Source organism: Bacillus sp. FSL M7-0307 (genome assembly GCF_038627835.1).
Classification (GTDB): Bacteria; Bacillota; Bacilli; order Bacillales; family Bacillaceae; genus Bacillus; species Bacillus altitudinis.
This window is the reverse complement of record NZ_CP152023.1, coordinates 3,151,076-3,173,385: the sequence shown is the minus strand read 5'-3', so window position 1 is coordinate 3,173,385 and position 22,310 is coordinate 3,151,076. Positions and strand designations below refer to the sequence as shown.

The following is a 22,310-nucleotide window of genomic DNA, read 5'->3' as shown; positions in this document are numbered from 1 at the left end:
ATGAATTAATCAACGGATAGTTCATAAAGAGTACCGCTCTCCATTCCGCCCATTCGTCCATTTGACTGATCATTTTGTTCGGATTGTTGGCTGTCTGTTTGCTGGTTCGTTTTGGATGTAGAGCTGTTCTGCCATTTAGAAGCAGTTACTTCTTTTCCATTTTTTTGAATCCAAGTGAGAATGTCAGAGCTACCGCCTCTCATACCAGAAAGATAGAAGTATTTGATTTTGCCGTCTTTAACGAGCTGTTTGAATTCATTAAGCGTGAGAATGTTATCAGATCCACTAAATCCACCTAATGCCATAACAGCTTTTCCTGTTTTAATAATGTAAGGCGAAGCAGTGGTTGCATCTGTTGTCCCGAATAGGAATTCTTCTCCCGTATTGTTTTTCTCAAGATAGCTGATCAGCTTTTCATTGACTTGTGAACTCATGCTGCCACTTGAAGTTGCAAGCTGAGGACCAGCCTCTGGCAGCATACTGTTTCCTCCGTAAAGAAGAGGTGTGCTTGCCCAGTATAGTGGTGTGATCAGCATCCCAAGGATGGCAATGAGAGACATGAATTGTTTTAGTTTTTCTTTCCCTTTTATCAAAAGTAGAGAAAGGATCGTTCCAATACCAATGATACCGACTGCAATGCTTAATCCAAGACCGATTGTGCTTGTAAAAGTGGATAGGATAAAGATTTCAAATGCGGTTGTGACGAATATCGCAATTGGAAGCAACCATTTTTTAAAGCCAGTTCCTGTTTGGAACAATTGAGTCATAGAAACCCATCCTGCTCCTGCTAATACAGCAATTGGCGGTGCAAGCATGATTAAATAATAGTGATGGAAGAATCCTGCGACACTGAAAAATGCAGCAACGGGTATAAGCCAAGCTAACCAAAATAGTGTTTCTTTTTGTTTTGTATTGAGACGTCTTCTTTCAAAGGCTGTCGAGAAGAAGATACCAATCGCACCAAAGAGCGCAAATGGAAGCAGCCAGCTGATTTGATCGGACAGTTCAGATTGGAACAGACGTAATGGCCCTTTTGTTCCTGTTCCAAACATGCCAGAACCATTTCCCATTTTTCCGCCCCCGCCATTTGGCGGTCCATTACCATTACCGCCTGAAGGCATATCAGGTGGTGTTGTGCCGTTTGCATTGCTTGGTGGTCCTTGCATTGAAGGCTGTTCCTGACTGGATGATTGGTTTGAATTGTCTGAGTTGTTTTGAGTTCCATTTGATGGCGGCTGAGGCATGGTGGATGAATCATTGTCATTTTGCTGATCACCCTGCTGTGAAGGTGGCTGTCCCTCACCCTGATTTGTGCCTCCGCCTCCGCCAGACTGTTGACCAGTCAACCGCTGCAGACCATTGTAACCAAAGGCTAATTCTAGTGCTGAGTTCGATTGGCTTGATCCCATATAAGGACGATTGTCTTTGGAAGTGAGATCAACCGCTATAGACCATGAAGCAGATACACCTAAAAGAACAATCATCGAAATCATCAGCGATAACAACTTTTTCTTCCATGTCGTTCGATAGGCAATGATGTAAAACAGGACGAGAGCCGGTACAATCATATACGCTTGTAGCATTTTTGTATTAAAACCGACACCGATCATTGCAAAAGAAGCAATCGCCCAAAGCACTTTCTGCTGTTTCACAGCCTTGAACATCATGGCTGTTGCGAGTAAAAGAATAAAGACGAGTAAGCTGTCAATGTTATTTGTACGAGATACAGCAACTGCGATTGGTGTACACGCCATAATGAGTGCTGACAGTCTTGCTGCAGCCTGGCCAAATGTAGGTTTGACTAGGCGGTAGATTAAATAAACAGATCCAATGCCAGCTAAAGCTTGGGGTAAGATCACACTCCAGCCATGCAGGCCGAAAATTTTGGCGCTGATCGTTTGCAGCCAGAAGGCGAGCGGTGGTTTATCCACCGTGACATAACCTGAGGGATCGAACGAAGCAAAGAAGAAATTATGCCAGCTTTGCATCATACTTGTGACCGCCGCTGTATAATAAGCGTTCACCGTATCGTCGTTCCAAATGTTATAAATGTTTAAAATGGCAGATAAAATCAATATGAAAAATAAATAAAGATCAAATTTCTGAAAGCGTCTAATCAAAAGCTTGTCACTCCTTTTTCTTAACTTGAAAAAAGTGTAACAAGCAAATATGAATAAATTGTTAATAAAAAAAGGCCAATTCTTTATTTTTCTGTTGAATAAAAACAGCTCTAGAAAAGAGCTGTTTGGTTTAAGATGTCATCTTATTTTATGAGGAGACAGGCGGAGTTTCGGTGCTCTCTGCACTTGGTAATTGTATAATAGCGGTCGTACCTATTCCTTGTTCAGATTGAAGAACGAAAGTGCCACGATGTTTTTTTATAATTTGATAAACAATTGCTAGTCCAAGACCAGAGCCGCCATCTTTTCTTGTGCGTGCTTTATTCACTCGATAAAAACGCTCAGAGACATGAGGGAGATCTCCTTTTGGAATTCCGCTGCCTTCATCTGTAATTCTCAATTCAGCAGTTTGTTGGTGAACGAATAATTCAATCGAAATCGATTTTCCTGAAGGCGTGTAATGGATGGCATTGTCCAATAAATTACGAACGACTTGCTCAAGTCGATCGCTATCACCATAAATAATACAGTCCTCTTCAAGTTCTCGGTTGAACGAGATTCTCTTTTGACTAGCAATGAATGTCATTTGATCAAGAACATCATGAATAAGCTGCGCAAAGACGATCGGCTCCATCGTTAGTGGGTAAGATTCCCCCTCTAACTGTGCGAGATCAAGAAGGTCATGTACGAGCCGGCTTAATCGTGTGGATTCGTCTTGAATAATCTGCATGCCTTTCTTTTGATCAATAATGCCTTCTTCAATTCCTTCAGCATAGCCTTTCATATAACTTAAAGGCGTTCTCAGTTCGTGGGAGACATTGGCAAGGAACTCTCTGCGATGCTGTTCAACTTTTTCTAAGGTAGAGGACAGTTTATTAAAGGAACGGCTCAGCTGATTTAACTCATCCCCTTTTTTGGTCACAGCCATGCGTTTTGAAAAATCACCAGATTCCATTTCCATTGCAATTTCTTTCATTTGATTGATCGTCCTTACGACTTTGTTAGAACTTTTATATCCAATAAAGAAAATCAAAAGCAGGATAATTAAAATAGAGATGCCAAGCGTTAATCGAATTTGAACAAACGGTTCATACACATCAGATAAAGGCATAGAGAGGAAAATGGTTCCTGATAAATCATTTTTGTTTGAGAACACAGGGATGGCAATCCCGAGAATATCTTGATGAAATTGGGGGTGTTCTCTAATTAACACAACTGTTTTCCCCTGAAGAAGCTTTTGGCGTTCTTTAAACGTAATGAGGTTATCGTTTGTATTCGTATCGAAAGGAATACCGCTTGAAAGCTCCATAGGATCATCAGTAAAAATAACACTTGCCTGACTTGAGTCATTTGCCCACTTCATTCTGTCAGTAAAATATGTGTCTTTCCCGTGTTTGTGATAGATTTCTGCCAGCTTCTTTCCTTGTAAACTTAAAGAGTCAATCTGCTTATCTATATATAAGTGCTGGTATAAGTAATAAGTCAGGGCAAGAGCTGAGGCAGCAACGATTCCTATAACGGAAAGGATTAAGAAAAGCACTTTCCTTTTAATAGATAATGGCTTCATTTGTCCTCCTCAAACTTATAGCCGACACCCCAAACGGTTTTAATATACCGTTCCGCTTCCTTTAATTTCAGTCTTAGTGTTTTAATATGTGTATCGACTGTTCTTAAAGAGCCACTAGGTGAGTGTGATTCCCACAATTTTTGATAGAGCTGTTCACGGGAAAAGACTTGGCCTTGATTGAGCAGAAGAAACATAAGTAAATCAAATTCTCTTCTTGTTAAATTGATGGGCTCTTGCTTGAGATAGACTTGTCTGCCATCTTGATCGATCTCCAAGTCACCAATCATGATTCGACTGCGCTTTAAAGAAAGACCTCTAATTCGTCTTAATGTCGTTTCAATTCTAGCTGCAAGCTCACGTAGACTAAAAGGCTTCATGATGTAGTCGTCTGCGCCAATTTCCAGCCCCTTAATGCGATCCTCTTCATAACTTCTAGCTGTTAAAAATAAAATGGGGATTTGAGAGGTTTGCCTAATGCGCTGGCAGACTTCGAATCCATCCATATCTGGCATCATAATATCCAATACAACAAGGTCAATGGCCTCTTTTTCAAGCTGATGTAAGGCGCCCGTGCCATTATTTGCAGTTATCACGTGAAAGCCTTGTCTCTGCAAAAAGGATCCGATTAACTCAAGCATATCTAATTCATCATCTACTATTAAAATATTCATCTGTTCTTTCATTTCTTTTCCTCCAACATGATAGCATAAGGTCCTGCTGGGATGTTCAGTCGGTTCTTCAACATAAATGTATGTTTGTCGATGACGGATACTGAATTGTCATCTAAGTTACTGACATATATAGATGAGGAATCAGCAGTGATATAATTCGGATTTTGACCAGTCTCAACAGAGGAAAGCAGTTTGTTTTTCTCGATATTTACTTTATATAGTGTATGGTCTCCATGACATAATACATATAAAGTAGAAGAGTTTTTTTCTGAAAAAAATGCGACTGGCATAACACCTAGTTTGATTTCTCGCTGTTTTTTACCTGTTTTAGGGTCGTAAGCAAAAATGCTCTTATTTAATGTGCCCGGTTTACCGTGTCCTCCAACCCAAATGGAATGCCCATCAAAATGAATGCCAGATGGCCGCTCTAGGACGGAAATCGTTCGTATCTTTTTTTTCTTTTCAATATCAATGACTGAAACAGAATGACTTTTTGCATTTAAAACAAACAACGTTCCTGAAGAAGACAACGCCATAGAAGAGGGTAATGTCCCGGTCTTCACAGTTGCTTTTATTTTCTTGTGCACTGTATCGATAAAATAAACGACATTTTTCTCTGAATCGGTCACAAGTAAAGTGTTGGTATCCGCATCATACGCAAGTGAAGTCAGACCTTTATTCACATCCATATAGTCTGCTGCTGTTCCTTTTTTTAAATTGATTTCTATAAGAGATTGTCCTTCCTTACTTGATGCAATGATCACGTCTTTGTTGATGTGAACAAGATCAGTGAGAGGATGTTTTAAATCAACGGAAGAGACAATTTTATTTTTTTGTAAATCAACGATTGAAAAGGAGGCTTTTTTTAGTTGAGAAATGACAGCAATTGATTGAGAGCTGCCAGGGGGCGTAAATTGCTGGTCTTTTCCGCAGCCTGCTAGGAAAAATAGTAGAGCTGACAAGCATATTAAAAAATATTTCACTCGTTTCATCCTTCTGCTCCTTTGGTGCTCTATTTTCAAAAAGCATAACACAAAAATTGTGAAAAAAAATCGAAGTTATGAATGCTGGAAGATATGAAAAGGAGTTTTTAGGTGGGGAAGTAGAGGTAAATGAAAGCTGAAATTTCTTTTTCGTCTATTTATATGACATTTTTTCATGAGTAAAAGATCATTTTCACAGTTTGATCATTGTATTCATAATCGGTTACAGTAACAAATAATCATAGCTCCCCCGCCCTAAATAGAGCGAAGGGAGTCGTTAAGCAGAGTGTTCAGATGAATGAGAAGTGGGTTTCGTTTTTAGACGATGAGAGAGGAGGAAACCAAGAATACCTGCGCCCATTAATACGATAAATAAAGATTGAAAACCACTTAATATACCAATTAAAGTAGATGAAATGATACTTCCGAAATATCTAAAGGTAGAAAAAATCCCAGATGCAGAGCCGGATAAACTCTGATCAACAGATGTTAAAGAAGCCATCTGCATGCTAGTCATGCCAATACCTGATGAGATCCCTCCAGCGACTAATGTGATGATAAGGAGTGGTAAATTTGGGTAGCTACTTAGTGTGATCAGCATAACACCGGATAAAGTAAGACAGAGAAATGAAAATCGAATCATTTTTTTGGCACCTTTTATTGGATGGAGCTTTGCCCCGAGTAATCCACTAATCGACATACAGAGTGAAAAGATCGAAAGGAAAATCCCGCTTTGTGTATGAGAAAGTGCGAGTTTTTGCTCCATAAACAGCGGCATAATGAGAAGAATCGCGTACATCACAAAATTACTAAGCATGATAGAAAGGTTAGCGTTCGTAAAGGTACTGTTTTTAAATAATGTCAAATCAATGATGGGATTTGTAACTTTCCGTACGTGTTTGAAAAATAAAGGAATGGAAATGACCGCTAGAACGCCATAGATCATGTATTCGTTTAATAATTGGCTTTTAGTAAACAAAATGAGTGTGGCGATCCCGATTGTTAAGTATAACGAACCGATGATATCTACATTGGCTTGTAAACGTGTATGTTTCATCTTCGGAATCATAAAAACGCCTGTCACAAGTGTGAGAATCAAAAATGGTATATTCACTAGGAAAATGGAATGCCAGTCAAAGCTCTGAATGAGAATAGAGCCGATAAAAGGTCCAAGTGCGGCACCAATTCCCGCTCCAAAACCGAAAAACCCCATAGTTTTAGAAAGCTTTTCATGTGATACTGTTGCTCGAATTAAAGCAATGCTGTTCGGTGTTAATATAGCTCCACCTGCCGCTTGAATTGATCGGAAGCTAATAAGAAAAGCAAGATTAGGTGCGAAAGCACATCCAATGGAGCCAATCAAAAAGAGTATCACACCAGCTAAATACATGCTGCGGTGGCCGTATATATCTCCCAGCTTACCCGCAATAGGTTGAGTGACTGCCATGACAATTAGATAAATCGTGACCACCCAAGTAATGTTTGATATGGATTGATCGTAATAAGTTGATATGGATGATAGAGCGACTGCGATCATGGTTGAATTGACTGGAACTAAAATAGCTCCAAGCAGCAAAGAATAAATGATCAAGTTCTCTTTTTTAAGATTCAATGTGTTTACCACCTTTGTAAAAAAGAAGAATTTCACCCAATTAAGTGGGGGAAATTCCTCTCATGAAAATGTGTGTGCATGTCTCAATAAAGTCTTCTTTTTGTGTTAAAACAAGCTGAATGTCTTGCTCTAGCTGTTGAATGAAAAAACCAAAATACGTGCTAATAAATATATCAGCATAGATGTCTTCTTTTCCTTCTAATACACGATGCTGAGCACTCATTTTTTTGAAATAATGAATCAGCATGTCTCTCAATTCTTGAGGATAAATTTTTTCATGGTCTGTTAAATCTTTAAACATAGCGGGTTCTCTCATGCTGATATAGATAAATTCTTTTTTTGAAGTCAAATCTTCAAGGAAATAGCTACCGAGAAATTTTAAATCGGTGTATAAATCGTCTTTAAATTCTGCTTCAAGGGTTTTGGTCGGTGTTGATTTCATTTTCATAATGGCAGCAATCACGCCGCGTTTGTTTTTAAAGTTACGAAAAATTGTCGCTTCACTTACATTCGCTTTTGTCGCAATTTCTTTTGTCGTTGTTTTTTGATAGCCCTTTTCAGACAATAATTCCATTGTTGCGCGAATGATTCGTTGATTTGTTGATTTTAACAAGCATACTCACCTCAGGTTATGAATGTGTTTGCAACAAAGTAAGTATACCGATAAAATCTACGACCGCCAATATGATCCAAACAGTGACAACTATGCCCGTGAATGCTGCTTTAATAACTGAATACGGCCATTGGCTCCATCTACTGTCACGAGGTCACCGGATTTTAGTTTTTCAGTTGCGATCCGTGTACCTAATACAGCAGGTATCATATATTCTCTAGCGATAATAGCGGAATGGGACAAAATGCCGCCAGAATCGGTGATGACTGCTTTTGCGTCTCTAAATAAGCTGGTCCATAAAGGTGTCGTTGTTTTACAAACTAAAATGTCATCTTTTTCAAATTGTGAAAATTCATCAGCAGATGTAATGACTCTGACTCTTCCGGAAGTAATGCCGCTAGATGCACCAATTCCATAGATTGCATCGTCTGTGTTGTTTTCATTTTCCCTTAGCGAACCAAGCATTCTTTCTACTTGCTGCAATTCAGCTTCAGAAGGCGTTCCTGTATATGCTGGTGGTTGGATGGATTCATTTTCCTTCATTTCAATTTTTCTTTGCTGAATGATCGAATCGTATGTGGTCGAAGTTGTGAGCGCATTGAGTACTTCATCATCGTAAAGATACCAAAGGTCTTCTTGATGAGGGATCGCTCCTTTTTGAACAAGAAGTTCACCAATTTTTAAGAGATAGAGTCTCGCTTTTGCATCTAACATGGCATCAATGTAAAAGTGATGATCATCTCGAATATTGGCTGCATGGAGCGCAAAATGATAAAGTTCCTCAAATTTTGTTTTAAACGCTTCATCTGTCACTTGACTGATAAACTCTTCATACGTTTCTTGCCTTTTGATCACGGCTTGTGCAAATTCTTCATCAAAATCAGATTGGTACCGAATGTTGTTTCTAATGATGTCCAAGACAAATTCAGGATTTTCCACCCATGTTTCCTCTGTGAAATCATGGCTTTTAACAGACCGCCAACCATAGACTTGGAGAAAAGCTTCTACGTTGGAAATGAAGTTTTTCCCTTTTTCTGTATGATTGAGTGCATATAATAGTTCAGCATTCGTTGAATGATCTTTAAATGCCTGAAGAAGCTCGGAATCTTGAAGAACGTCTTTTGCCAAGTGAGATAGCTTTTGATCTGTTTCAAGAGACTTGTTCATCACACCTATCATCATTTCATGCAGCAGAACGACTTGTGTTTGATCCCCAGTATATGTGACAAGCATGTCTTCAATGATCGCTGATAGAATGACTTGAGGTATGACAATATCAAAATGGTCGTCATACGCTCTTAGATAAATCTCCTTTAATTCTTGAAAGCCATTAATGGCTTCATCAATTGTTAGCGGTTGAGTGATTTGCCGATCAAGTTTTTCGTATAATGGGAACAAGTTTTGCTTTAAAATGCGATACATTCTTTCGCTTAAACGAGGAAACAGTTCGAATAGGCTCTCGTCAAAAACTGGTTCCTCTGACGCTTCTGGCATAGACGGTGAAGAATACAAATGGCCTCTATAAAGCTTGATATCTTTAATATTAAGGTCTGGTACTTGATACTTCTCTCCGTTTTTCTTCATCCCGTTTTTTAAAGCAGGTATGATCAAACTTGAAAAAAGAGGACTTGTGGGTCCAGGCATATGATCGTCCATTGAGATCCAGAAGTCTTGCAGCTCTTCAGGTTTCATTTGAAAGGCTGCACCTGAGGAGCCATTTGCTGTATTGGAAAAAGAAGCAGTAATCGGTCTTGCTTGAAGTAAATAAAAAGTACCATCTGACATGCCGAATTCGATATCTACTCCATGTCCATAAAGTTCTTCTACTTGTTTTGTCATTTTCGTGATTTGGATCAATTGATCATCTTGAAGACAAAATTGGCCAGCCATCTCCTCACCTACGGGTTGTTCAATGACGCCCTCTTGACAGGGGACAATTTGGACTTCTTTTGTTCCTAGTGATTTTTCAATAGAGTACGTTTCTTTGTTTACAATAAATGTATCTGGTGTCACAAGGCCGGAGACGATGGCTTCTCCTAGTCCATAGCTTGCAGTCATCATGACTTCGTTTGTTTTTCCTGATACAGGATTCTCACTAAAGATGACACCAGAGATGTCAGAATGGATCAATCCTTGTACAACAACAGCCATGAGCGGCATCTCTTCCTCGTTCTCAATCATTTCTTCCTTATATTCTGTGACTCTTGCTGCGAAGTAAGACGACCAACATTCTTTGACGGCTTGCAAGAATTCTTCATTTGTTTTGATATTTAAATAGGTCTCGTATTGACCTGCAAAGGAGGCGCCTTCGAGATCTTCCGCAACAGAAGAGGATCGCACTGCAGCGGATGGATATGTTTTCAACAATGATTGAAAGGATGAAAGTAATTCTGTCTCCATTTGTGAAGGAAACGAAGCTTCTGTGATTTTTCGGGCAAGATTTTGATCAGTTGGATGGAAATTGTGATATGAAAGAAAGCTTGCAAAGCTGTTCGTTTTAATAATAAATCCATCTGGAACTGGCAGTCCGTGATTGTTTAATTTAATTAAATTCACGCCTTTTGCCCCTGCGAGTGATGCGGATTCTTCAGCCGCATGAAATAATACTGAATACATGGGAATGCCCCCTTATCCAAATAGCCAATGGTTTCATTTGTCTCTTTTTGTTTTTTAAAATGATAGTGCGCACTATCATTTTCATCATAGAATTTATTGGATGTAACTGTCAAAGACGTAAAGACCTATCTTTAGAAAGGGGACGTTTTCACTAATTTCCCTCCTCATCTATATCAAAAGTCTTCACCCGAGAAGAAAAAAAGCTGAAATTGAAAACTGTGAATTGTTCATTATGCCAAACTTTACTATAATCAAGGGAGTAGACCATGTAGAGGGAGGGTTTTTGTGATTACAAAAGCCATATTTGCACTTGTTTTTCCTTTCTTGCTCGTTATTTTATTTTCAAAGGTTACTTATAATCATTACGTTGGCATTGCATTAACAGCAGCGCTTTTATTTGCTTCGTATATGAAAGGCTATACAGAAACCTACTTTATCGTAGGATTAGATATTATTTCTTTAGTGGCCGGGGCATTGTTTATGGCCAAGAAAGAAGTCGAAAAAAGAGAGAAGGCTGAAAAACATCATTGATGTGATCCCTCTTGATGAAAAGAAAATGTTTTTGATTGCAGGAGCTGTGCTTACGATTCTAGTGAGTGCAGCTTTCTTTTTTGTGGTTTTTCTGCTGATCGAATATCTCGCTCCAAAATGTTCCATACTGAAAGGAAGGTTTCTTTAGAGGGTTATGAGCCACGGCAGAGAGGGTATGGTTGTATTGGAAATAAAAATCAAATCAGACACGAACTTTAGTTCGTATTTTTGTGTTCTTTTATGATAATATATTCATTAGATAGATTTCGTAACGAAACGGAGGCTTTGATGTGAGTGACCGCTTTGAATTAGTTTCTAACTATCAGCCCCAAGGAGATCAGCCAAAAGCCATTGAAAAGCTTGTGGAGGGCATCCATCAGGGGAAACAGCATCAAACGCTGTTAGGTGCTACAGGTACGGGAAAGACCTTTACTGTATCCAACCTGATCAAAGAAGTGAACAAACCAACACTTGTCATTGCGCATAACAAGACACTTGCCGGACAATTATACAGCGAGTTTAAGGAATTCTTTCCGAATAATGCTGTTGAATATTTTGTGAGTTATTATGATTATTACCAGCCTGAGGCGTATGTGCCTCAAACTGATACATTTATTGAAAAGGATGCTAGCATTAATGATGAGATCGATAAGCTAAGACACTCCGCCACATCCTCATTATTTGAGCGGAGAGATGTCATCATCATTGCCAGTGTGTCCTGTATTTATGGCTTAGGTTCTCCTGAAGAATACAGAGAGCTTGTGCTGTCTTTACGAACTGAAATGGAAATTGAACGAAATCAGCTGCTGCGTAAGCTTGTGGATATTCAGTATTCTCGTAATGATATAGATTTTCAGCGCGGAACCTTCAGAGTTCGAGGAGACGTCGTTGAAATTTTTCCTGCTTCACGAGATGAGCATTGTATCAGAGTGGAGTTTTTCGGTGATGAAATTGAACGTATTCGTGAAGTAGATGCTCTCACTGGAGAAATTCTCGGTGATCGTGACCACGTCGCTATTTTCCCAGCATCTCACTTCGTCACAAGAGAAGAAAAGATGGAAAAAGCGATTATTAATATTGAAAAAGAGCTTGAGGAACAGTTGGAAAAGCTTCGTGAAAACGGAAAATTGCTTGAAGCACAGCGTCTTGAGCAGCGGACAAGGTATGACCTAGAGATGATGAGAGAGATGGGCTTTTGTTCAGGGATTGAGAACTACTCAAGACATCTCACCTTACGTCCGCCTGGTTCTACACCTTACACATTGCTTGATTATTTTCCGGATGATTTTATGATTGTTGTCGATGAGTCACACGTGACCATCCCGCAAATTCGCGCCATGTACAATGGGGACCAGGCAAGAAAACAAGTGCTTGTTGATCATGGATTCCGTCTGCCGTCAGCACTTGATAATAGACCACTCACATTTGATGAGTTTGAAAAGCACATTAACCATATTGTGCATGTATCCGCAACACCTGGCCCATACGAGCTTGAGAAAACGCCAGAGGTTGTGGAACAAATTATTCGTCCAACCGGTTTGCTTGATCCAATCATTGAAGTCCGCCCGATTGAAGGACAAATCGATGACTTAATTGGGGAAATTCATGCAAGGGTTGAGAAAAATGAGCGTGTGCTTGTGACGACTTTAACGAAGAAAATGTCTGAGGATCTGACAGATTATCTGAAAGAAATCGGAATCAAGGTCAATTATCTGCACTCAGAAATTAAGACACTAGAGCGGATTGAGATTATTCGTGATTTACGTCTCGGAAAATATGATGTGCTTGTTGGGATCAACCTTCTTCGAGAAGGTTTGGATATTCCAGAGGTGTCGCTCGTGGCGATTTTAGATGCGGATAAAGAAGGCTTTTTACGTTCAGAAAGATCCCTCATCCAGACGATTGGCCGTGCTGCAAGAAATGCAGAAGGCCGGGTTATTATGTATGCAGACAATATGACGAAATCAATGGACATTGCCATACAAGAAACAAAGCGGAGACGTGAGCAGCAAGAAGCGTATAATGAGAAATTTGGTATCACTCCGCAAACGATCCATAAGAAGATTCGAGATGTGATCAAGGCAACAAAAGTACATGAGGATTCGGAAGAATACGAAACAAAAGCAGCACCAAAGTTGTCAAAAATGAGCAAAAAAGAACGAGAAAAAGTGATCGAAAACGTCGAGATGGAAATGAAAGATGCAGCAAAAGCGCTTGATTTTGAAAAAGCAGCAGAATTAAGAGATCTATTGCTAGAGCTAAAAGCGGAAGGATGAATGCCTGATGGCTATGGAACGAATAGAGGTGAAAGGGGCAAGAGCCCACAACCTTAAAAATATTGATGTCAATATCCCGCGCGATCAGCTAGTGGTCATTACGGGTTTATCTGGTTCGGGAAAATCATCGCTTGCCTTTGATACCATTTATGCAGAAGGTCAGCGTAGGTATGTTGAGTCACTGTCAGCCTATGCACGTCAATTTCTCGGTCAAATGGACAAACCAGATGTAGATGCGATTGAAGGGCTTTCTCCAGCGATTAGTATTGACCAGAAAACGACAAGCAGGAACCCTCGATCAACCGTTGGGACTGTTACAGAAATTTATGATTACTTGCGTCTATTATATGCTCGAGTCGGAAAACCGATTTGTCCTATTCATGGGATCGAAATTACATCACAGACAATTGAGCAAATGACAGACCGCATTTTAGAGTATCCAGAACGAACGAAACTACAAGTGCTTGCTCCGGTCGTATCTGGACGTAAGGGAACTCACGTGAAAGTACTTGATCAAATTCGGAAGCAGGGCTACGTTCGAGTCAGAGTTGATGGCGAGATGGAGGACCTGTCAGAAGAGATCGAGCTTGAAAAGAATAAAAAGCATTCCATTGAAGTGGTGATTGATCGAATTGTCGTGAAAGAAGGCGTGGCGGCACGGTTGTCTGATTCTCTTGAAACGGCACTCCGACTTGGTGAAGGTCGTGTGATGATTGATGTGATTGGACAAGAGGAGCTGTTATTTAGTGAGCATCATGCTTGTCCGCACTGCGGATTCTCTATTGGGGAACTTGAGCCAAGAATGTTCTCGTTTAATAGCCCTTTCGGTGCCTGCCCAAGCTGTGATGGGCTTGGTTCTAAACTAGAAGTAGATCCAGAGCTTGTGATTCCGAATAAGGATTTGACTTTACGTCAGCATGCCATTGCCCCATGGGAGCCTCAAAGCTCACAATATTACCCGCAGCTTCTTGAGGCCGTATGTACACACTATGGAATTGACATGGATATTCCAGTAAAAGATATCCCGACGCATTTATTTGATAAAATTTTATATGGCAGCGGCTCTGAGCTGGTTTATTTTAAATATGAAAATGATTTTGGCCAGGTCCGTGAAAATGAAATCGAGTTTGAAGGTGTGCTTCGTAACATTGAACGGCGTTACAAGGAAACGAGCTCCGATTATATTCGGGAGCAAATGGAAAAATATATGGCCAATCAGCCATGCCCGACCTGTAAAGGATATCGCCTGAAAAAAGAAACGCTTGCGGTTCTCATCAATGGCAAACATATTGGAGAAATGACCGATTTGTCTGTATCTGATGCCCTTGATTTCTATGATAAAATTGAGTTGTCTGAGAAAGATTTGCAGATTGCCCAGCTCATTTTACGTGAAATCAAAGAGCGCTTATCCTTCTTAAATAATGTCGGATTAGATTATCTGACATTAAGCCGGTCTGCTGGCACATTATCAGGCGGGGAGGCGCAGCGGATTCGTTTGGCGACACAAATCGGATCAAGACTGACAGGCGTTCTTTATATTTTAGATGAACCATCGATTGGTCTGCATCAACGGGATAATGACCGGTTGATTGGGACATTGAAAAACATGCGTGATATCGGAAACACACTGATTGTCGTAGAACATGATGAAGATACGATGCTTGCCGCTGATTATCTCATTGATATTGGACCAGGAGCAGGGGTTCATGGAGGAGAAGTGATTTCAGCTGGAACGCCAGAAGAAGTCATGAAGGACCCAAAATCGTTGACTGGACAATATTTATCTGGTGAGAAATTCATCCCGCTTCCGATTGAGAGACGAAAGCCTGACGGGCGCTTCATTGAAATTAAAGGGGCAAAAGAAAACAATCTTAAAAACGTGAATGCGAAGTTTCCTTTAGGTGTCTTTACCGCTGTGACGGGTGTGTCAGGATCAGGGAAAAGTACACTTGTGAATGAAATTTTATTGAAATCCCTTGCCCAAAAACTGCACAGAGCAAAAGCGAAGCCAGGACAGCACAAAGAAATCAAAGGAATGGATCACTTAGACAAAGTCATTGATATTGATCAATCTCCAATTGGCCGTACACCAAGATCCAATCCTGCTACGTATACAGGTGTATTTGATGACGTGCGGGATGTTTTTGCGCAAACCAATGAAGCGAAGGTACGAGGCTATAAAAAAGGGCGATTCAGCTTTAACGTGAAAGGTGGACGCTGCGAAGCGTGTCGTGGAGATGGCATTATTAAAATTGAAATGCACTTTTTACCTGATGTATATGTGCCTTGTGAAGTGTGTCACGGGAAACGTTATAACCGCGAGACTCTAGAGGTCACGTATAAAGGAAAAAATATTTCCGATGTGCTTGAAATGACGGTAGAGGACGCACTTCAATTTTTCGAGAATATCCCGAAAATTAAGCGGAAGCTGCAAACGATCTTTGATGTTGGATTAGGATACATTACACTTGGGCAGCCTGCCACGACATTGTCTGGTGGAGAGGCGCAGCGCGTGAAATTGGCATCTGAGCTTCACCGCCGTTCAAACGGAAGATCCTTGTATATTTTAGACGAACCGACAACGGGTCTTCATGTGGATGATATTGCTAGGTTGTTAAAAGTGCTCCAGCGCTTGGTCGAAAACGGGGATACGGTATTGGTCATTGAGCACAACCTTGATATTATTAAGGCTGCCGATTACCTTGTTGATCTAGGACCAGAAGGCGGTGCTGGTGGAGGAACGATTATTGCTTCAGGCACACCTGAACACATTGCTAAAGAAGCAGCTTCTTACACCGGTCGATACTTAAAACCGATTTTAGAGCGTGATCGTGAGCGAATGAAACAGTTAGTCAAAGAAACAGAAAGTGTGACATCCTCATAAAGAAAAACCCCTCCGAAAGAGGGGTTTTCCTTTTATTGCACATCTTCCTTTGGCATTAAGTTACTGAGGTGCATTAAATCCTTTAAAATATGAGTGCTGCTACTATCGAGCAGTACTTTTAAATAACGGATATCACCATACTTCGGATGAGACGGATGAATGGCCTCTAGCTCCTTGATCATATCGCTGTTCATGCTTTTCTGTTTCTGTATAAGGTCTAAAAGCGTTTGTGCCGTGTGGTTAGCATTATGATGATCTGTCAAAATAATTACCCCCTATAATGATAATCACCATCTTTTCAACATATTTTAAAGGGTAATCCATGAAGAATCTATACTTAGGTGCAAAAAGAAATAATTTGTGTCTAAGGTCATATGTAAATCGAATGAGTTTGAAACTTTTTATACGCCATAAACGTATGAGTTAGAAAGGAATTTTCATCATGAAGGAGCGAATATATATGAACAGAGATCAGTCGATCATTGCATCTATTTGTTATTTTAGTGTATTTTTCATGCCGTTTATTGTACCAATCGTGGCATATTTTGTAGTGGATCAAAAGGAAACGAAACGGCATTCGCTGCGTGCATTGTGGTCACATGTTTTGCCAGTCGCAGCGTGTGTGCTGCTGGTTTTTGGATCTATCCCCTTTTTATTGACGACACAGGCAAGCGACTCACTCATCCCAGTGTTCACCGTACTCATCTTGTCCTTTTTAGTCGCCATTGGCTTTTTGATCTCTGTCATTTGGAATATCATTCAAGGTATTAAAGTGCTTCAATCCATTAAATCGTAGGAGGGCTTTGTATGAATGAAAAAGAACGCATTTTAAAATTAGTAGAAGACGGGACATTATCTGCAAAAGAAGCGATTACGCTGCTTGAAAAACTAGAAGAAAATCAGTCCATTTCACTAGAAAAATCAACGGCTGATCATACCTTTCATGAAGAAAAAGCTGGCACAGAGAATAAAGGAACTGGTACTGAAAACCTCGGTGCCAAGCTGTTTGGATGGTTAGATTCGGCGGTGAAAAAGGTCAAAGATGTAGATCTTGATTTGAACTTTGGACAGTCCGTCGACGTTGAACACATTTTTCAATTCAAAGACGCTGCACTGTCCCATTTAGATATACAATTGGCAAACGGCAGTCTCAATTTGATGCCTTGGGATGATGGGGATGTTCGGGCAGAGTGTCATGCGAAAATTTACCGTGCAGAGGATGGAGAGCAGGCCAGACAGCAATTTCTTCAACATCTGGATTGCGGGCTTGAAGGGGACAAATTTTTTATCCGAACTGAAAAGAAGACCATGAAGGTCAATGTCACCCTGTATGTACCTCGTATCCAATACGATAAGATCAAAGTCAAACTGTTTAATGGACCGATTCGCGGGGAAAAGCTAAAGACAAAAGAACTGGCTGCAAAAACAACAAATGGCGTCGTCTCTTTTGCCTCTTTACAAGCAGAAAAAGTCGGAATTGAAACAGCAAATGGACAAATCAAACTGGCTGATCACGAGTGTGGTATGATTGAAGTAGAAACCATTAATGGGCTCATTGACCTGCGTGGGAAAAGTGAATCAATTGATGCACAGAGCTTCAATGGGAACATTGCTGTTCAGCTGTCAGATGAGAAATGCCGTTCGATCTATGCAAAAACGACAACAGGCAGTGTGGACGTTCAGATTCCGCGTGCTTGTGCAGTGACTGCGGAGCTGAAAAGCAATCTCGGATCGATCTCTCATGAACTGCTTGATGCAAATATGATTAAAGAGAAAAATGAAACGCTGCAAAAAGAGAAAATGATCAAAGCCAATCAACAGGCGGAGCACAATATATCCATTTTTGCAGAAACAAAAACAGGCTCAATCCAAGTAAAGCACCAATCAGACAAGGAGTGATTCTACATGAAGAAGCTTTATCGTTCAGCGACAGATAAAAAAATAGCGGGTGTTGTTGGTGGACTTGCTGAATACTTAAGTGTCGATGCATCCCTGCTTCGTATTTTAACGGTGATCATCGGATTTATGACAGCATTTATGCCGATATTCTTGATCTACTTCATCTGGTATTTTGTTGTTCCGGAAGAAGGCACTAACTAAATGCTTAGATGGATCGTTAGTATTTTCGTCAATGCATTACTTTTAATCGTCATTGCTGGATATTTTGATTCAGGCATTCTGCCAGGCCTTGGTAGTGTGTATATTGAAGGTTTTGGCGCTGCGATTGTAGCAAGTATTATTTTGTCCTTGCTCAATATTTTAGTGAAGCCGTTTTTGATCATTTTAACGCTGCCAGTGACAGTACTTTCACTAGGATTGTTCCTCTTTGTCATTAATGCCATCACACTGATGATGACCTCAAGCTTTATGGGAGATAGTTTTAACATTGATGGGTTTGGAACGGCCATTTGGATGGCTGTCATTTTATCCATTTTCCATTTGCTCATACAAAAAGGAATCGTGGAACCGTTAGCGAAAAAAAGCTAACGGTTTTTTTGTGAGAATTTATATCGTTTCCCCGTTCCATCTGTCATAAAAACCGTCTTCAGGAGACACAATATCCGAAGGGAGGCGGTGCACGATGGTGAATGTGAGCAGACAAATCATTCTTTTGCTTTTTTTGAGCATTCTTTTTTGTTTCAGTCAGCCTGCTTCAGCAGGATCTTTGACACAAACACAAGTGAACATACGAAATAAGCCCTTTTCACCTTTTATCTTTGATCAATTTCAAGTAGATGTCCGTCCGGTTCAAGGAAAAAACCGTGATCTTCAATTTCGGGCATCTATTAGTCAGTCAGAGCAAATTTTGTCTGCAAACTTGTACTATAAACAGAGTGATGAACTGGGATATCGATTGATCCCAATGGAACGATTGCCGGGGATGAAACCAGAATTTACAGCGAAAATCCCGACAGATCAATTGTGGAATCCAACAGTTCATTACTATACAGAATTCCTGACGCAGAAGTCTGTCATCAAAACAACCGAACAAGCTGTTCACTTAAACGGATTTGAAGAGGATCTCTCACAAATTCCTGAGCTATTGATGACAGAAATCGTGGTGAATTCAAAAAACCGCAAAGGCAAGGATGCTTTTGAATTCATCGAGGTGTATAACACAACACATGCACCCATTTCACTTCGACATTATCAGCTTCGCTATCGCAATCCAGCGCAAGGCGTGGAGATGGATGATATATATTCATTCCACACAAGTCCGATCACCATTTCTCCTGGAAAACCGTACGTATTTTGGCTTAGAAAAAAAGGACAGGAGCATTTAACGGTAGCGGATTTTAATGCGATGTACAAAAGCCATTTAAAAGAGGGCGAGCATCTATCGGTCATTGAGAGTAAAGGATTGTCCAATTCTAAATCCCGCCTTGTTTCTATCACAACAAATATAGGAGAAGAGGTATCGTCGGCATCCTATCGTTTAAAGCCTTCATTGTTTAACGAGCACAGATCGTTACTGTTCAAGTATCCAATGGATGGTACGACACAAATGAAGCTGATCTCGAAAGTGGAGGAAGAGCCGACACCCGGAAAAGTGTTAAAAGCACAAGTTCCAACTGAAAAAAAAGAAATATCACAAGATGTTCATAAACCTGTGATTGAAGATATGACAGACAATCAACCGATAAAACCAACTGAAGGCATTGAAATGAGAGCAGATGTGCAGGATGATCAGTCCGTCAAAACGGTCAAATTGCGATATCGAACCAATCGTCATGAAGATTTTAAAGAGGTGCTGCTTCAAAAGGATCATAATGATCGGCTGTTTCACCATATTATTTATTCACCTGAGCTCATCGGTAAAGAACGATTGGAATATCAGATTGAAGCGTCAGACGGCGAAAATCAAGCAATGACAATGAAAAAAACAATTGATGTGGAACAAGTAAGCAAAGCTCACGGCCTTCGATTGAATGTAGAAGAAGGAGATACGGTTTCTGGCGTATTTCACTTAAAAGCAACAGCAGATCAGAAAAAAAGCATACAATTAATGATAGATGGAAAACCGATTCGACAAGTATTCCCTGCACTTGAAGCAGATCCATATCTTGCATTTGATGTCAAAGGGACAAATTTATATTTTAAGAATGGTGTATCTATAGGTAAGCACTTACTTTCCATTTTTGATGATTCGACAAAAGTGTATCGCACCTATACAATACCAATACCAGAAAAACACTTAGAAAAGGCAGGTCCACAAACGATATCATTCCATGCTGGGACGAAGTCATCGCCGTTTGACCGATTTCCTGGAGAAAATCACGATGATTTTGAATTGAAAAATGTCCAGATGATTTTATCGAATGGAACTCAAATTCTGCCTCTAAATGCGAGCCAGCATGAGGAATGGAAAATGGGCGACGGTGGCAGCGCTAAGAAGGTAAGAGCATTTCAGTTTCAAATCCCGAAGCAAGCATATGCTTCAAGCTATATTCAGTGGGATACAAGAAGGCTGAAAGAAGGAGTACATGTTGTTCAGGCTAAAACTGCAGACGAATCTCAATCTGTACGTGTGAAAGTCGATAACACGGGTCCGAAAATCAAGAGTAATATACAGGCAAATGACCAATATAAAGGCGTCTTTACGTTAAAGGCAAAGGTGACGGATCGTTGGAGTGATATAGCGGAGATGAAGGCATATTTAGATGGAAAACCCATCTCTTTGCCTTATCAAACGTCCTCTAGCGAATTAGAACCTGGGGAGCACACATTGAAGATAAAAGCAAAAGATGCCGCTGGAAACAAATCAACTTTGAAAAAGGTTTTTAAGACGGTACATGAACACCCTGAAACGCCAGAGAGAGTGTCAGATAGGACAAAAAAGGAATCATCTAAGCAAACAGTGCTAACCAATGATCCTACTAATGATCAGTTAGATTACTCCTTTTACCGTGCCTATCAATATACATCGCTGCATCCGTCCATGAAGATTTTCAAATATGCAGCGGAAACAGAGCCGCCAAAACATTTAAATGAAACAGGGGAAATGATTTTTTCTGATCGAGAAAGAAATCGCATTGCATTTGCTGATGGTAAATCAGTGGAAACGAAAGATCTACAGCATTTTCCTTATCATCGCTTTCAAATCAAGGTTCATCACGATGTACGTGAAAAGGATGTTGTCGAAGCTGTATGGAAAGGAAGCTCATTATCAGGGAGAAAGGTAACGATGTACGCTTGGAATCATCAGCAAGAAAAGTGGGATAAAATCACTCATCACTTTGCCAAGGATGAAAAGGAATTTTACCTGAAAGGGCTGCTGTCAGTCAGACAGTATATGAAAAATCAAACGTTTGATTTGCTTGTACAAGATGAGATCAGTAAGACGTTAAAGCCTTATAAGATGGTGTGGATGTCTGATACTCAATATTATGCCAGAAGTTATCCTCATATCTTCAAAAAAATGGTCGAGTGGATCAGAGATCAAAGGGACCCATTAAATATTCAATATGTGTTCCATACAGGTGATATTGTGGATGATTCAAAGGACAAGCAGTGGAATCGTGCCGATACATTTATGCGTGTGTTAGATAAGCATCAGATTCCTTACGGTGTATTAGCTGGTAATCATGATGTCAGGCACAAAGACGGCCATTATAGGGAATATGGGAGGTATTTTGGAGCGAAACGCTTTGAAGACAAGCCGTATTACGGTGAATCCTATCAAAACAATCGAGGTCATTATGATCTTATCTCTGCTGGTGGCAATGATTATATGATGGTGTATATGGGCTGGGGGATCAAGCAAAATGAGATTGACTGGTTAAATCGAGTCATTTCTGAACATCCAGATCGAATTGTCATTTTAAATTTCCATGAGTATTTGTTAGTGAGCGGCAATCGAAGCCCAATTGGAGATTTGATCTTCCATCAAGTGGTAAAGCGTCACCCGAATATTGTCGCGGTATTTAGCGGCCACTACCACGGAGCCAGTCGAAAAGTAGATGAGATTGACGATGATCATGATGGAAAAGTGGACAGAAAAGTATATCAAATCCTTGCAGATTACCAGTCAGGTCCTGAAGGCGGTCAAGGTTTTATGCGGCTGATCACTGCGGATCAAGAAAAAAATAAACTTCATTTCACCACATATTCACCCTACTTGAATCAAGAACATTTCTATGATCCAAAAACGTATGGAGATCAAGATGAATTTTCAATTGATGTGGATTTAACACCTAAAATGAAATCCGTTAAAACCAATTATTTTGAATTGAATGTCTACACAAACGTTCTTCTTGGAGAGGTCAAAGGTGTGAAAAGTGGTAAAAAAGCAAGCTTTGAATGGAAAGGGTTAAAGCCAAATCAAGAATATTATTGGTACACTGTCGCAAAAGACCGGTTCGAAGGGAAAGCGATTTCGCCTATATGGAAAATTCATACAAAAAATGATGATCAATCAACATTTCTTAGGAAATAAA

The 22,310-nt window shown here is 40.1% G+C and carries 16 protein-coding genes; 8 read left to right on the top strand and 8 right to left on the bottom strand.

Features of this window, described 5'->3' with window-relative positions; all coding sequences use genetic code 11:
* Window positions 1-5 precede the first annotated feature (5 nt).
* The 7 genes from MHI41_RS16300 to MHI41_RS16270 form a co-directional block, all read right to left on the bottom strand.
* Window positions 6-2,120, bottom strand: coding sequence for a glycosyltransferase family 39 protein (locus tag MHI41_RS16300; RefSeq protein ID WP_282833371.1), 2,115 nt, complete (start codon window positions 2,118-2,120; stop codon window positions 6-8).
* A 148-nt stretch (window positions 2,121-2,268) separates the two neighbouring features.
* A complete protein-coding gene (locus tag MHI41_RS16295; RefSeq protein WP_025208050.1) occupies window positions 2,269-3,687 on the bottom strand; it encodes an ATP-binding protein in 1,419 nt (472 codons plus the stop codon).
* Window positions 3,684-4,370 carry a response regulator transcription factor gene (locus MHI41_RS16290; protein WP_025208049.1) on the bottom strand — a complete coding sequence of 229 codons (687 nt, stop codon included), beginning with the start codon at window positions 4,368-4,370 and terminating at the stop codon, window positions 3,684-3,686. The genes MHI41_RS16295 and MHI41_RS16290 overlap by 4 nt, the downstream gene beginning before the upstream one ends.
* Window positions 4,367-5,350 (bottom strand): YncE family protein, encoded by a 984-nt coding sequence (locus tag MHI41_RS16285; RefSeq protein ID WP_073412842.1) that lies wholly within the window; start codon window positions 5,348-5,350, stop codon window positions 4,367-4,369. Before MHI41_RS16285 ends, MHI41_RS16290 begins: the two co-directional genes overlap by 4 nt.
* Window positions 5,351-5,618: 268 nt before the next feature.
* Window positions 5,619-6,953 carry an MFS transporter gene (locus MHI41_RS16280; RefSeq protein ID WP_342494310.1) on the bottom strand — a complete coding sequence of 445 codons (1,335 nt, stop codon included), beginning with the start codon at window positions 6,951-6,953 and terminating at the stop codon, window positions 5,619-5,621.
* Between the two features lie 40 nt (window positions 6,954-6,993).
* Window positions 6,994-7,566, bottom strand: a complete 573-nt coding sequence (locus MHI41_RS16275) for a TetR/AcrR family transcriptional regulator (protein ID WP_008348201.1) — start codon at window positions 7,564-7,566, stop codon at window positions 6,994-6,996.
* A 90-nt stretch (window positions 7,567-7,656) separates the two neighbouring features.
* Window positions 7,657-10,182 carry a PEP/pyruvate-binding domain-containing protein gene (locus MHI41_RS16270; RefSeq protein WP_342494309.1) on the bottom strand — a complete coding sequence of 842 codons (2,526 nt, stop codon included), beginning with the start codon at window positions 10,180-10,182 and terminating at the stop codon, window positions 7,657-7,659.
* A 285-nt stretch (window positions 10,183-10,467) separates the two neighbouring features.
* On the opposite strand from MHI41_RS16270, the gene MHI41_RS16265 reads away from it, so the two are divergent.
* From MHI41_RS16265 to uvrA, 3 genes are all read left to right on the top strand, one after another.
* The gene (locus MHI41_RS16265; protein ID WP_008348197.1) at window positions 10,468-10,713 is read left to right on the top strand and encodes a CsbA family protein; all 246 of its coding nucleotides are present in this window, start codon (window positions 10,468-10,470) and stop codon (window positions 10,711-10,713) included.
* Window positions 10,714-11,003: 290 nt separating this feature from the next.
* Complete coding sequence (gene uvrB / locus MHI41_RS16260) at window positions 11,004-12,989, top strand: excinuclease ABC subunit UvrB (protein WP_035389639.1); 1,986 nt, start codon at window positions 11,004-11,006, stop codon at window positions 12,987-12,989.
* Window positions 12,990-12,996: 7 nt separating this feature from the next.
* The gene (gene uvrA / locus MHI41_RS16255; protein ID WP_342494308.1) at window positions 12,997-15,873 is read left to right on the top strand and encodes an excinuclease ABC subunit UvrA; all 2,877 of its coding nucleotides are present in this window, start codon (window positions 12,997-12,999) and stop codon (window positions 15,871-15,873) included.
* A gap of 32 nt (window positions 15,874-15,905) precedes the next feature.
* On the opposite strand, the gene MHI41_RS16250 is transcribed toward uvrA, so the two are convergent.
* Window positions 15,906-16,136: a hypothetical protein gene (locus tag MHI41_RS16250; protein WP_342494307.1), complete on the bottom strand. Its 231-nt coding sequence runs from the start codon at window positions 16,134-16,136 to the stop codon at window positions 15,906-15,908.
* A 197-nt stretch (window positions 16,137-16,333) separates the two neighbouring features.
* Between MHI41_RS16250 and MHI41_RS16245 the strand changes: the two genes are divergently transcribed.
* From MHI41_RS16245 to MHI41_RS16225, 5 genes are all read left to right on the top strand, one after another.
* Window positions 16,334-16,669, top strand: a complete 336-nt coding sequence (locus MHI41_RS16245) for a membrane protein (RefSeq protein ID WP_017357888.1) — start codon at window positions 16,334-16,336, stop codon at window positions 16,667-16,669.
* 11 nt (window positions 16,670-16,680) lie between these two features.
* Window positions 16,681-17,772, top strand: coding sequence for a DUF4097 domain-containing protein (locus tag MHI41_RS16240; RefSeq protein WP_007500040.1), 1,092 nt, complete (start codon window positions 16,681-16,683; stop codon window positions 17,770-17,772).
* Between the two features lie 6 nt (window positions 17,773-17,778).
* A complete protein-coding gene (locus tag MHI41_RS16235; protein ID WP_008348183.1) occupies window positions 17,779-17,973 on the top strand; it encodes a PspC domain-containing protein in 195 nt (64 codons plus the stop codon).
* The gene (locus tag MHI41_RS16230; RefSeq protein WP_007500042.1) at window positions 17,974-18,360 is read left to right on the top strand and encodes a phage holin family protein; all 387 of its coding nucleotides are present in this window, start codon (window positions 17,974-17,976) and stop codon (window positions 18,358-18,360) included. It abuts the gene before it with no gap.
* Between the two features lie 94 nt (window positions 18,361-18,454).
* Window positions 18,455-22,309: a metallophosphoesterase gene (locus MHI41_RS16225; RefSeq protein WP_342494306.1), complete on the top strand. Its 3,855-nt coding sequence runs from the start codon at window positions 18,455-18,457 to the stop codon at window positions 22,307-22,309.
* The last annotated feature ends 1 nt before the right edge of the window (window position 22,310 follow it).